Annotated in this window: 12 protein-coding genes; 9 read left to right on the top strand and 3 right to left on the bottom strand. The window is 63.1% G+C overall.

Annotation, left to right across the window (positions count from 1 at the left end; all coding sequences use genetic code 11):
* Positions 1 to 91 precede the first annotated feature (91 nt).
* The 3 genes from IB267_RS28310 (at position 92) to IB267_RS28300 (ending at position 2,773) form a co-directional block, all read left to right on the top strand.
* Positions 92 to 589, top strand: coding sequence for a MarR family winged helix-turn-helix transcriptional regulator (locus tag IB267_RS28310; protein WP_034786917.1), 498 nt, complete (start codon positions 92 to 94; stop codon positions 587 to 589).
* 168 nt (positions 590 to 757) lie between these two features.
* A complete protein-coding gene (locus tag IB267_RS28305; protein ID WP_034786913.1) occupies positions 758 to 1,780 on the top strand; it encodes a LacI family DNA-binding transcriptional regulator in 1,023 nt (340 codons plus the stop codon).
* Positions 1,781 to 1,807: 27 nt separating this feature from the next.
* Entirely contained in the window at positions 1,808 to 2,773 is a 966-nt protein-coding gene (locus IB267_RS28300; protein WP_192450786.1) for a 2-hydroxyacid dehydrogenase, read from the top strand.
* A 42-nt stretch (positions 2,774 to 2,815) separates the two neighbouring features.
* Here the strand turns inward: IB267_RS28300 and IB267_RS28295 are convergent, their stop codons facing one another.
* Positions 2,816 to 3,574: a gamma-glutamyl-gamma-aminobutyrate hydrolase family protein gene (locus tag IB267_RS28295; protein WP_192450889.1), complete on the bottom strand. Its 759-nt coding sequence runs from the start codon at positions 3,572 to 3,574 to the stop codon at positions 2,816 to 2,818.
* Between the two features lie 429 nt (positions 3,575 to 4,003).
* On the opposite strand from IB267_RS28295, the gene IB267_RS28290 reads away from it, so the two are divergent.
* The 6 genes from IB267_RS28290 to IB267_RS28265 all read left to right on the top strand — a co-directional run bounded on the left by IB267_RS28290 (position 4,004) and on the right by IB267_RS28265 (position 11,136).
* Positions 4,004 to 6,313, top strand: a complete 2,310-nt coding sequence (locus IB267_RS28290) for a bifunctional diguanylate cyclase/phosphodiesterase (protein WP_192450785.1) — start codon at positions 4,004 to 4,006, stop codon at positions 6,311 to 6,313.
* A 232-nt stretch (positions 6,314 to 6,545) separates the two neighbouring features.
* Positions 6,546 to 7,319 (top strand): hypothetical protein, encoded by a 774-nt coding sequence (locus IB267_RS28285; protein WP_192450784.1) that lies wholly within the window; start codon positions 6,546 to 6,548, stop codon positions 7,317 to 7,319.
* A gap of 236 nt (positions 7,320 to 7,555) precedes the next feature.
* Complete coding sequence (locus IB267_RS28280; protein ID WP_192450783.1) at positions 7,556 to 7,780, top strand: aa3-type cytochrome c oxidase subunit IV; 225 nt, start codon at positions 7,556 to 7,558, stop codon at positions 7,778 to 7,780.
* Positions 7,781 to 8,169: 389 nt separating this feature from the next.
* Entirely contained in the window at positions 8,170 to 9,315 is a 1,146-nt protein-coding gene (locus IB267_RS28275) for a Re/Si-specific NAD(P)(+) transhydrogenase subunit alpha (RefSeq protein ID WP_192450782.1), read from the top strand.
* Complete coding sequence (locus IB267_RS28270; protein WP_192450781.1) at positions 9,315 to 9,725, top strand: NAD(P) transhydrogenase subunit alpha; 411 nt, start codon at positions 9,315 to 9,317, stop codon at positions 9,723 to 9,725. The genes IB267_RS28275 and IB267_RS28270 overlap by 1 nt, the downstream gene beginning before the upstream one ends.
* 10 nt (positions 9,726 to 9,735) lie before the next feature.
* Positions 9,736 to 11,136, top strand: coding sequence for an NAD(P)(+) transhydrogenase (Re/Si-specific) subunit beta (locus tag IB267_RS28265; protein WP_192450780.1), 1,401 nt, complete (start codon positions 9,736 to 9,738; stop codon positions 11,134 to 11,136).
* A gap of 106 nt (positions 11,137 to 11,242) precedes the next feature.
* On the opposite strand, the gene IB267_RS28260 is transcribed toward IB267_RS28265, so the two are convergent.
* On the bottom strand, positions 11,243 to 11,719 hold the full coding sequence (locus tag IB267_RS28260; protein ID WP_043610725.1) for a DUF992 domain-containing protein: 477 nt from the start codon (positions 11,717 to 11,719) through the stop codon (positions 11,243 to 11,245).
* 136 nt (positions 11,720 to 11,855) lie between these two features.
* Positions 11,856 to 12,743, bottom strand: a complete 888-nt coding sequence (locus tag IB267_RS28255; protein WP_034786887.1) for a tetratricopeptide repeat protein — start codon at positions 12,741 to 12,743, stop codon at positions 11,856 to 11,858.
* Positions 12,744 to 12,973: the final 230 nt, after the last annotated feature.

The following is a 12,973-nucleotide window of genomic DNA, read 5'->3' as shown; positions in this document are numbered from 1 at the left end:
ATTGTCGTAAAATTGTTATTTGAGTCATACAGTTCGTAATCGCAAGCTGTATTGTTATAAGAGTGCGAGACGGGATTCGGCAGGAGGTCCAATGGGCAAGAAGAACAAGGCCGAAAAGAAGGGCAAGAACGGCAAGAAGAAGGACGAGCTCCTGATCGAGCCTCACGATCTTGCCGCCGTCCTTGTCCAGGCTGCGCGGTCGATGCGCACCGTGCTCTCCCGCAATCTGCTCGAAAGCGGCCTCTATGCCGGACAGGATGGCGTCATGCTGGCGCTGGCCGAGACCGATGGCCTGACGGCCGGCGGGCTCGCGGTCAAGCTCGGCGTCAAGGCGCCGACCATGACCCGTACGATCGGCCGCATGGAAGCGCAGGGATTTCTCGAGCGGCGGCCGGACGACGATGATGCCCGGCTCACGAAGGTCTATCTCACCGAGCCCGGCCGCAACCGGCTTCAGACAATCGCCGAGGCCGGTCAGCATTCGGAAAAGCTTGCGACCCGCGGCCTGACCGACAAGCAGGTTCGCACGCTGATGAAGCTGCTGCGCGCCGTCGACAGCAATCTCCAGGCTGCGCGCGCGGCCGACTGAGCCGGATCTGCCGCATATTGCCGCGGCGATTTAAACAGTTTAAATAGGGATTTAAATTTATGGCACGCGTGCGCTGGCAACGGCGCGCGAAGGATGCCGAACGGTTTGTCGCACCGCTCCTGGCTGGGGTGCTGCGGATGGGGCGAAACAGGGCTTATAGGGGGCATCGTGGCGCAAAAGGTCAAGCTTTCGACGATCGCGGAAACACTCGGTCTTTCGACGGCGACGGTATCCCTGGCCCTGCGTGACAGCCCGCTGGTGGCGACCGTCACCCGCGACAAGATCAAGGAACAGGCACGCGCGCTCGGCTATATCTACAACCGCCGCGCCGCCAGTCTCAGGACATCGCGATCGGGCATCATCGGCGTCGTCGTGCACGACATCATGAACCCGTTCTACGGGGAAATCCTCAAGGCGATCGAGGCCGAGCTCGACCGCGACAAGCAGACCTTCATTCTTTCCAATCACTACGATTCCGTCGACAAGCAGCGCGATTTCATCGAAACGCTGTTGCAGCTCGGCGGTGACGGCGTGATCATGTCGCCAGCGATCGGCACGCCGCTGGAGGACATCCAGCTCGCCGAGGACAACGGCATGCCGGCGATCCTGATCGCCCGCTCGATCGAGGGTGTGGACGTGCCGATCTTCCGCGGCGACGACGCCTACGGCATCTCGCTTGCCGCCAACCACCTGATCGGCCTTGGCCACCGCTGTATCGCCATGGTCGGCGGCACGGACGAGACGTCCACCGGACGCGACCGCTACCAGGGCTACGTCAACGCGCTGCGCAAGGCCAATATCGAGGTCGATCCGGAACTGCGCATTCCCGGGCCCCGCACGAAGCAGGGCGGCTTCGAGGCCGCAGTGCACCTGCTTTCGTTGCCGCAGAAGCCGACCGCGGTCGTCTGTTGGAACGACCTCGTGGCGATCGGCATGATGAACGGCATCGCGCGCGCCGGTCTCGTGCCGGGCGTCGACATCTCCGTGACCGGCTACGACGACCTGGAAGAGGCGTCGATCGCGACGCCGGCGCTCACCACCGTCTGGAATGGGCAGGCCGATGTCGGCCGCAGTGCTGCCCGCGCACTACTCGACAAGCTCTCCGGCAGCCATGAGCCGGATGGAATTCACCTGATCAAGCCGGAGATGCGCATCCGGCAGTCGACCGGCCCCTTGCGGGTCATCGCCTGAGGTCCATCACCCGCAAGGAAAATTGCCATGTCTGCCCGCATTCGCGTTCTCGTGCCCGGAAAAATCAATCCGCGGGTGATCGATCGTCTGGCGGAACGGTTCGACGTGGTGCGGATCGAAGGTGCCGATGCGACGCTGGTGACGCCGCAGATGCAGGACGTCAAGGCGATCGCCGTTTCCGGGCGCGTGCCGGCTACACTGATGGACGCCCTGCCGCAGCTTGAGATCATCGCCAATTTCGGCGTCGGCTACGACGGGGTGGAAGTCGGGCATGCCGCGGCCAAGGGAATTGCCGTCAGCAACACGCCCGACGTCCTGACGGAAGAAGTGGCCGATACCGCGGTCGGACTGCTGCTCAACACGCTCCGTCAATTGCCGCAGGCGGAGCAATGGCTGCGCCAGGGTCGCTGGAGCCGCGAGGGCGCCTTCCCGCTATCGCCGCTGTCGCTGCGGGGTCGAAGCGTCGGTCTTTACGGTCTCGGACGCATCGGTCTCGCAATTGCCAAGCGGCTCGAAGCCTTCGGCGTGTCGATCGCCTATCACACCCGCAGCCCGCGCGAGGGCCTTGCCTATGCCTACCATCCGACACTTGTCGGGATGGCCGGTGCGGTCGACACGCTCGTCGTCATCGTGCCGGGCACCGAGGCGACGCGGCGCACGGTCAATTCCGAGGTGCTTGCCGCGCTCGGAAGCAACGGGGTGCTGATCAATGTCGGGCGAGGCTCGACGGTCGACGAACAGGCTTTGATCGCAGCGCTTCAGGGCGGCGTGATCGCCGGTGCCGGTCTCGATGTCTTCGAGAACGAGCCGCAGGTGCCCGAGGCGCTGGTGGCCCTGCCGAATGTTTCGCTGCTGCCGCATGTGGCCTCGGCGTCGGTGGTGACGCGCAACGCCATGGCCGATCTCGTCGCCGACAACATTCTGGCGTGGTTTTCGACCGGCAAGGCGCTGACGCCAGTGCCGGAAACGCCGTTCACGCGTCGCGCGCACTAAGGCCCGAGGACGACGGGCCGAGCTTAAGCTCAAGCGGCCAGATCAAGCCGCCAGACGACCGGCCGCATAGGTCCTGACCGCATCGCCGAATGCCTTGAACAGGCTCGCGGACGGCGTGTCGGTGCGCACCCAGTATTCCGGATGCCATTGTACGCCGACGGCAAAGGCCTTGGAGCCGATCACCGAAACCGCCTCGATCGTGCCGTCGTCGGCAACCGCTTCGACCGCAAGACGGGGCGCGGCTGCGCCGATCGCCTGGCGATGCAGCGAGTTGACGCGGATGCGGCCGGCGCCGAGCACCGGCGCAAGGCAGCTTCCTTCCTTGACGATCACGTCCTGGCGGATGCCGTAGGCGACGTCGAGTTCCTTCACGTCGGGCTTGCGGTGATCCCAGATGCCAGGCTGGTCCTGAATTTCGGAGGCGAGCGTGCCACCGAGCGCGACGTTCAGTTCCTGGATGCCGCGACAGATGGCGAGAAGCGGCACGCCGCGTTCCAGCGCGCGCGTAATGAGCGGCAGGCTGGTCGCGTCGCGGCCGGGATCGAAGGGGCCGTCGCTCTCCTTGGCCTCGGCTCCATAAAGCGCGGGATGGACGTTCGAACGGGCGCCGCTGGCCAGCACGCCGTCGACCCGGTCGAGGATCTCGTCGATGTCGTTGCCGGTCTCGAGCGCCGGGATGAGGAAGGGCATAACGCCGGCGCCTTCGACGGCGGCGCGCACATATTGATGGGCAACGACATGCCAGACATTGCCGTCGAATTCGCGGAAATCGCAGGGGATGGCAACGACAGGTTTCGACATCATCAGGCTCCGTTGGATGCTTGAGAAAAGCCTTGCCTTCAGTTGCAGATGAAAGTCAACTGAGAAGGTGGTGAGCGCGATCGTCGCGCCGATCCTGGGCATCGAGACAGGAGGAGCGGTCCGAAACGGCAGGAAATCACAGGTAATTCTTCAAGAACGAGTAACCATCATAGGCGCAAGTTTGGGATCAACTACCGGCGTCGCAGAATTGTCGAAGTTGCGATCAAGCCGTTTTATTGTGCGAATGCCTATGTTTGGTTGTAGAAACCGAGTATTGTCCCGCGCGGTTCGCACTACTGAGTTGAACTCTTGGGCGATGCCGGCGAAGACCCGTGATTTTGCTGGGATTCGGTACATTTTTCGGGGCGTTAGACGAAATCTTTCGTTAAGTCATCACCCCTAACAATCCGGTAAACCGGAGCTTGGTTCATGATGCGACTTGGACAGAGCGCTCTTCCGACTGACGTGTATCTGTCATCCGTGAGCTCGCTCTACGAACATCGCAAAACGCTGGTGATCGGCATGCTGTCGCATGTCGTGACGTTCCTGCTCGTCTATCTGAAAACCAGTGATCCGCTCTATCTCGCCTGCTCCGGTGTGATCTTCGTCCTCTGGGCGCTGCGCAATCTCGACATGGCGCGGTTCGACCGGCAGGATTTCTCCAATGCCGATCGGGCGATGGTCCGCAAGTGGGAGAACCGCTACATCGTCGGCGGCGTCAGCGTCACGCTCACCTGCGGTATTGCCTGTGGCTACTCCATCGCCATCAGCCAGGACTCCTTTTCCGAGCTCGCCACCATTTCGGTGACGCTTGCGTCGATGATTTCGCTCGTCGGTCGCAATTACGGCTCCGAGCGGGCCGTGCTCCTCTTGTCTTCCTCGGCCTGTCTGCCGATCGTCATCGGTCTGATCACGCTGCAGGACGTGTTCATGCTGGCGCTTGCCGTGCTGATCCTGCCCTTCATCCTGTCCACCTGGATGATGGCCAACAACGTGCGCGCCTTTCTCTACGAGAACGTGATGGCGGCGCGCGAGATCGCCACGATCGCCGGCCAGTTCGACACCGCGCTCAACAACATGACGCACGGGCTCTTCATGCTTGATGCCGATGGTCGCGTGGTCGTGGCCAATGAGCGGGCCTGCGAATTGCTGGCGCTCGGCGACCGCACCGAGCTCAAGGGCTGGCTGCTCGGCGACGTGATCCGGCGCGGTGCACGGCGCATGCGCCTCGATCCGGACAAGACCAAGGTCATTTCGCGCCAGCTCGACCTTCTGCTCAAGGGCAAGCGGCCGCAGGTGCTGATCCCGGTCAGCGAAGAGCTGCATCTGGAGTTTTCGGCGAGCCGCCGCGACAACGGCGACACGGTGCTGATCTTTGAAGACGTGACCGCGCGCGTCCAGGCGGAAAAGCAGATCCTGCATATGGTGCGGTTCGACAAGCTCACGGGGCTGCCGAGCCGTGACTATTTCGGAGAGTTGGTGCAGGCGACGGTGAGCGCCGACGACACGGCCGAACGGCTGGTCGGGCTGATGGTTCTCGACGTAACCGAATTCAAGCACGTCAACGACATGCGTGGCCATATCGTCGGCGACCGACTGCTTCAGGCGATTGCCGGCCGGCTAAGGGTGCTCGCCGGCGACGATGCGATCGTCGCGCGGCTGATGGGCGACGAGTTTGTCGTGTTCATTCCCGATGGCAGTGACGCGATTGCTCTCGAAGAGCGGATGCGCGGACTGCATGCCGATCTGCGCGACACTTACGAAGCCGGCGGCTTCACCTTCAGCATGACGATGAGCGCCGGCTTCGTCATCGCTTCGAGCGTCGACCTCAAGCTCGAGGACCTGCAGATCAAGGCCGATCTTGCGCTTTCGGAAACGAAGCTGCGCAACCGCGGCGGCTGCACCGCCTTCGAAGCTGAGATGGATGCGCGCTACGTCGACCGCCAGAAGCTGAAGGCCGATTTGCGCGAGGCGATCAACGCCCGCAGCCTGACGCTCTCCTATCAGCCGATGTTCGCGCCGAACGGCGGGCGTGTGGAGTGCTGCGAGGCGCTGGCGCGGTGGACGCATCCCGAACGCGGGCCGGTGCCGCCGAACGTATTCATCCAGCTCGCCGAAGAGCTCGGGTTGGTCACCGAGATCACCCGCTTTGTGCTCGATCAGGCGTGCCGGGACTGCATGAGTTGGCCGAGCGACGTATCCGTGTCGGTCAACCTGTCGGTGCTCGACCTGCGCAGCAGCGAAGTCGTGGTGATGGTGACGAACGCACTTCACCTCACCGGTCTCGATGCCGCGCGGCTACATCTGGAGGTGACGGAAAGCTGCCTGATGGACGAGCCGCTCAAGGTGCAGGCGATCCTGCGCGAGTTGCGCGGGCTCGGCATCACGATCGCCATCGACGATTTCGGCACCGGCTATTCGAGCCTCAGCTATCTCGATGCCCTGCCGGTCGACATCATCAAGATCGACCGTTCCTTCGTGCGCAACATCCGCGAGGATTCGCGGCGCTTCAAGCTCCTGCGCGGGACCGCCAACCTGGCCCGCGCGCTCGGCCTTCGCATCGTCGTCGAAGGCGTCGAGACGGCGGACCAGCTACAACTTATCAACGAGCACAATTGTGCCGATTTGATACAGGGTTTCGTCTTTGCCGCGCCCATGCCGGCTTCGGCCATTGCTACGCTTTGCAAGAATGGTGTGCCAAAACGAGGCGCAAGAACCACCAGCAAGCGCATCGCCTAACCCCTGAAATCTTCTGGAATCCGTCCTGTTTTGTTGCTGGTTTTCCGGTAGCAAGCCATTGATTAGGCGCGCCAAATTCATCCCGATTTGGTGCGCTTGATTTCAAATCGAACAAATACGTTCACGGATTTTTATGGTTAACGAAAAGTTAACGGTGAACTGTTTCGATTTGCGGTTGCCGACCCATCTCCCGTCAATAGGTTAACGATTTGTTAACCATGAGGTGTTGAGTATGGGTGAGACGGTTCACCAGGCGGAGCCTGGGCGCTTTTCTGAAAAACTGATGCAATTGCTCGATCGCGTCGAATACCGGCGGGTCGAAACCGGCGAGGACATGGAGGACATTGCGCGGCTGCGCTACAAGTCCTACAAGTCCGTCAATCTGATGGAGTTGACCGGCTCGACGCTGATCGACGATCTCGATTTCGACAGTCACGCCTATGTCTTCGGTCTCTATCTCGACGAAGTGCTTGTCAGCACCGTGCGCGTTCATCACGTGACGCCGGATCATCGCGCCAGCACGTCGGGCGTGATCTTCGCACCCGAGATCGACGCGTTCCTCGATGCCGGCATGGTGCTGGTCGATCCCGGCCGGCTGGCGGTCGATCCTGACGTGATCGGCGACGAGATGCGGGCGCTTCCCTATCTGACGCTGCGGCCGGTCGCCATGGCCTGCGAGTATTTCGCGGCCGACCGCTGCCTGACGGCGTGCCGTCCGCGCCACGCAGCTTTCTACAAGCGCATCTTTGCATCCGAGACGGTTGTCGCCAAGCGCGAGAACCTCGGCGTCTACAATGCCGACGGCGCGCTTCTGGTGGCGCAGGTGCGGGGGCAGCGGCCTTCGATCCTCGACCGTTACCCGGTTTTCGATTCCGAGCCGTTCGAACGCCGCATGATGTTTGCCGACCGCAACGAAGTGCCGTTTGCGCCGCTGACGATCCTGCCGACCGCGCGCATGGCGCAGACCGGATACGGCCGCTCCTACCGGACGTCCGTTTTTCGCTAAGCGGCCTTGATTGCGCAGGCGAATTTCGGGCGCGCCGAGGCGTGCCACCCCTTGCGGAATGGCGCGACATTTCGCCCATCAGGTGCGGCTAAAGAACGGGTTTTCGTTGCGCCGGCCCTGCGCATTGTGTAAGGGCAGCTATAAGGGTTTCGCGGCTTTTCGCGGGACCATGCTTCGATTAGGGGGCGGCGATGACCCCAAGGTGGCGCCGCGGCATTCAGGGAGAATTTTGAACGATGGCTGAGCATCATTCTGGACCGGTCGATTTGGGCGCTCCGATGGACTATCCGGAACACGAGAAGACCTACCTCATGTTCCTGAGCGCCTCGAAGTACGGCACGCTTTTCTGCGTCGCCCTGCTGATCGCGATGGCTGCCGGCTTCTTCACGACGATGGGCCTGATCTCCTCGATCGTGCTTTTCATCCTGATCAACGTCGCCGGTTTCTTCTTCCTTCGCTGACCGGCGCGATCGAACCGACCGTTGAGGGAGCGTAGGTGGTGCTTCCTCGGCGACCGGGCGTTTGCCCGGAAGAAGTTGCATGTCGCTGGCTGGAGGTGCCGTCGCATGTGGCTTGAGGCCCGGATGCCCGCAAAGGGCACGGGCGGATAATCCTCACCCACGTGAGGGAGGAGTGAAGAGCAGGCCCGCAGAGTCCGATCGAGGCTCGATGCCGCTGGACCGCCCAAGGTCCCGCATCCAGGCGACGGCTTGCTCCAGACGATTGCGCCGGGCACAGATGTGCCGCGCACATGAGGGCGTGTCGGCCCGATAGGCCCACCCGCTTTGCAGTCAGAGAGAATGCCCGCATTCCGGCCCTGGCTCGATTGCGGCCAGGAGGGGGGGGACTTGTGAGCGAGATCGTCTTCGTCGCCAAGGAAACGGATCCGAACGAGGGTCGCGTTGCCGCATCACAGGATACCGTGAAGAAACTGAAAGGTCTCGGCTTCGACGTCGTCGTCGAGGCGGGGGCCGGCGTGCCGTCGCGCATTCCGGATGCAGAGTTCGAAAAGGCCGGAGCCCGGATCGGCACGACGGCAGACGCCAAGGCGGCGGATGTCGTGCTCAAGGTCCGTCGACCGACGACTGCCGAAGTCGGCGGCTACAAGTCGGGCGCCATCGTCATCGCCATCATGGATCCCTACGGCAACGAGGCGGCGATCGCCGAGATGGCGAATGCCGGATTGACCGCTTTTGCGATGGAGCTGATGCCGCGCATCACCCGCGCGCAGTCGATGGACGTGCTGTCGAGCCAGGCCAACCTCGCCGGCTACCAGGCGGTGATCGATGCGGCCTACGAATATGACCGGGCATTGCCGATGATGATGACGGCGGCCGGTACGGTGCCTGCCGCCAAGGTCTTCGTCATGGGCGCCGGCGTCGCCGGCCTGCAGGCGATCGCGACGGCTCGCCGCCTCGGCGCCGTGGTGTCGGCGACGGACGTGCGTCCGGCCGCCAAGGAACAGGTCGCCTCGCTCGGGGCCAAGTTCATCGCCGTCGAAGACGACGAGTTCAAGGCGGCCGAAACCGCCGGCGGCTACGCCAAGGAAATGTCCAGGGACTACCAGGCCAAGCAGGCGGCACTCGTCGCCGAGCATATCGCCAAGCAGGACATCGTCATCACCACCGCGCTCATTCCCGGCCGCCCGGCGCCGCGGCTCGTTACCCGCGAGATGCTGAAGAGCATGAAGCCAGGCTCGATCGCGGTCGATCTTGCGGTCGAGCGCGGCGGAAACGTCGAAGGTGCAGAGGCCGGCAAGGTTGCCGAGGTCGAAGGCGTCAAGGTTATCGGCCATCTGAATGTACCGGGCCGCATCGCCGCTTCCGCTTCCGGGCTTTATGCCAAGAACCTCGTCACCTTCCTGGAGACGATGGTCTCCAAGGAGACCAAGGCGCTGGCTCTCAAAATGGAGGACGAACTCGTCAAGGCGACGGCGCTCACCCATGGCGGTCAGGTCGTGCATCCGAACTTCGGTGCCAGCAAGGGGGACAAGTGATGGCGAATGAACTTCTCGACAAGGCGCTCGCCGATCTCGACCGGGCCGTGGAAGCGGTTCGCACCGCCGCCGAATACGTGCCGGACGCCGCTGGCGTCGTTGCCCATGGCGCCACCGGCGGGTCGATCGATCCTTTCGTCTTTCGCCTGGCGATCTTCGTACTGGCGATCTTCGTCGGCTATTACGTCGTCTGGTCGGTGACGCCGGCGCTGCACACGCCGCTGATGGCGGTCACCAACGCGATCTCCTCAGTCATCGTCGTCGGCGCTTTGCTGGCCGTCGGCATTTCGGCCTCTGGGCTTGCGACCGGCTTCGGCTTCATTGCGCTGGTGCTGGCCTCCGTCAACATCTTCGGCGGCTTCCTCGTCACCCAGCGCATGCTCGCCATGTACAAGAAAAAAGACAAGTGAGGCCGGCCCGATGAACGCCAACTTCGCAGCCTTCCTCTATCTCGTCTCCGGCGTCCTCTTCATCATGGCGCTGCGCGGTCTCTCGCATCCGACCACCAGCCGCAAGGGCAACACCTATGGCATGGTCGGCATGGGCATCGCCATCGTCACGACGCTGTTGCTCGCCAAGCCGAGCTTCGGCGGCCTGATGCTGATCGTGCTCGGCCTTGCCATCGGCGGCGGCATCGGTGCGGTCATTGCCCGCCGTATCGCCATGACGTCGATGCCGCAGCTCGTCGCCGCCTTTCACTCGCTGGTCGGTCTTGCGGCCGTCATGGTGGCGGCAGCCGCCATGTATGCGCCCGAAAGCTTCGGCATCGGCACGATCGGTGACATCCACGCGCAGGCGCTGGTCGAAATGTCGCTCGGCGTCGCCATCGGCGCCATCACCTTTACCGGCTCGGTAATCGCCTTCCTGAAGCTCGACGGTCGCATGTCCGGCAAGCCGATCATGCTTTCGGGCCGCCATGCCATCAATGCCGGTCTTGCGGCCGCGCTCGTCGTTATGGTGATCATGCTGGTGCTGACCCAGAGCACGACGGTGTTCTGGCTGATCGTCCTGCTGTCGCTGGCGCTCGGCGTGCTGATCATCATCCCGATCGGCGGCGCCGACATGCCGGTGGTGGTCTCGATGCTCAACTCCTATTCGGGCTGGGCGGCGGCCGGTATCGGCTTCACGCTCGGCAACCTGGCGCTGATCATCACCGGGGCGCTCGTCGGCTCCTCCGGCGCGATCCTCTCCTACATCATGTGCAAGGGCATGAACCGCTCGTTCATTTCGGTCATCCTCGGCGGCTTCGGCGGCGAGACGGCGGCGGCCGGCAGCGACGACGGCGTCCAGCGCACGGTCAAGCAGGGCTCGGCGGATGACGCGGCCTTCCTGATGGCGAACGCCTCCAAGGTGATCATCGTGCCCGGCTACGGCATGGCGGTCGCCCAGGCCCAGCATGCGTTGCGCGAAATGGCCGACCAGCTGAAGGCGGCCGGCGTCGAGGTCAAGTATGCGATCCACCCGGTCGCGGGCCGCATGCCCGGCCATATGAACGTGCTGCTCGCCGAAGCAAACGTTCCCTATGACGAGGTGTTCGAGCTCGAGGACATCAATTCCGAGTTCGCGCAGGCCGATGTTGCCTATGTTATCGGCGCCAACGACGTCACCAACCCGGCGGCGCGCGACGACAAGTCCTCGCCGATCTACGGCATGCCGATCCTTGATGTCGACAAGGCCAAAACCTGCCTGTTCGTCAAGCGCTCGCTCGGCTCCGGCTATGCCGGCATCGACAACACGCTGTTCTACAAGGACGGCACGATGATGCTGCTTGGTGATGCCAAGAAGGTGACGGAAGACATCGTCAAGGCGCTGCACGCCTGAGGGCTGCTCGCATCGACCGATAAAGAAACGCCCGCCTTTCGGCGGGCGTTTTGCGTTGAAGGATATGGCGCGCGCTACGTGCGTCGGTGCTTTTGTCGAGGCCGCCTTAGCCAGCCGGCGCCAGCGTCAACTCGTCGATGCCGACGGCGACGTTCAGGCCTTCCTGCACCTGGACATTGACGGGCTGCAGCATGAAGGCCTTGTTGGTGCCGCCGCCGATCACCTTGGCACCCGCGCCAACGGCCATGCTCGCATCGGCGCCGACGCCGTAATATTCACCGGCGAGCGCGAATTCGCTGACCGGGGTGCCGGTCTTGGCAAAGACATCCCAGATCATCGTGCTCTTGCCCGTCTTGCCGATGTCGATGCCGATCTTGCGGATCGTGCCGGCATAGACGGCCTTCGGCGCGCCATTGGCGGGCGTGAAGGTGCACATCAGGTTCTTGGTCGAGGTCAGGATCATGCCGGTGCCGCCTTCCGAACCGCAAACGAGGCGGCCAAGGGCGACATAGTTCTGTGCGGCGGCCGGGCCTGTGGCAAGCGCGGCGAGCGCCAGCGCAGTAACGAGGGTTCGTTTGATCATGGCTTGGTCTCCGTTTTTGATGCTTCAAGCAAACGGATGGCCGGCAGGAAGGTTCCGCCGTGCAGCGCTCAGGGCCTGCAAAGCAAAACGCCCGCGATGTGGTCGCGGGCGTTTCGAAATGCGTGATCGGGTTGGCTCAGGATGCCTTGACGCGGGCAAGGCCTGCGCGGGCCGGCTCGTATTTCGGGTCGAGCTGCAGCGCGTGCGAATAGGATTTCGACGCCTTGGCCTTGTCGCCCTTGCGCTCGTAGATCAGCGCCTGGTTGGCCCAGGATTCAGCGACCTTGCCGTTGAGGTTGATCGCGGTGTTGAAGTCGGAGAAGGCGTTGTCGTCGTCGCCCTGGGCGACATAGGAGATGCCGCGGCCGTTATAAGGTTCCGGCGAGCTCGGCGAAAGCGAGATCGCGGTCGAGAAGTCTTCGATCGCCTGACCGTGCTGGTTGCGTGCCTGGTAGATCAGGCCGCGATTGTGATAGGCGCGCGGATCGGTGGTATCGAGCTGGATCGCCTTGTTGAAATCGTTGAAGGCGGAATCGAGCTGGCCGGCCTGGCGATAGAGATTGCCGCGGCCGATATAGGCGACGTCGTAGTTGGCGTTGAGCTGCAGCGCCGTGTTGTAGTCGGCAAGCGCTGCCTGGGTGTTGCCCATGTTGCGGTGAACCAGCGCCCGGTTGGCATAGGCCTGGTAGAAGCGCGGGTTCAGCTTGATCGCCTGGTCGAAATCGGCAATGGCGCGGCGGTATTCGCCGGCGCGGCCGTAAGCCGAACCGCGGACATTGTAGCCTTCCGGATCGCTCGGGTTGGAGGCGATGACGCTCGAAAGCGAGGCGATGTTTTCCTGCGAGCCCTGTTCGCGCTCGACCTTGTTGGTGACGGAGTCCGGGCCGTCGGTCGTGCAGCCGGCGATGAGGAGGGCCGAGCCGAGAAGCAGCATGGCGGCAAGCCTCGGCTTGCGCTGGTGGCGGCGAGACGCCTCATGGACATTAAAACCGGAGACGTCCGCAGTCATGGCAGCAAGTGTCAAAGGTTGATCCCTCAAATCGACAAGGTCTCGAAAGCCATCGGCTTTCCGTTTCTGGAGCCGCTGAACTCCCCGCGGGCTCCTCAAGCCGGGCCAAAGTCGGCCTTGGCAGACCACCGGTCCAAACACTCCGGTCGGTCGTCCGTCGGTGGCAGCGTCGAGCACGCTAGCCTGTCGGCGGAAAAGATGTCCATACCAAAAAAAGGCGGTGGCGATATTTCGCCCCCGCCACG

The organism is Ensifer sp. ENS09 (assembly GCF_014852425.1).
GTDB lineage: Bacteria > Pseudomonadota > Alphaproteobacteria > Rhizobiales > Rhizobiaceae > Ensifer.
The sequence above is the reverse complement of the archived record's forward strand: the minus strand, read 5'-3'. Positions and strand labels throughout refer to the sequence as shown.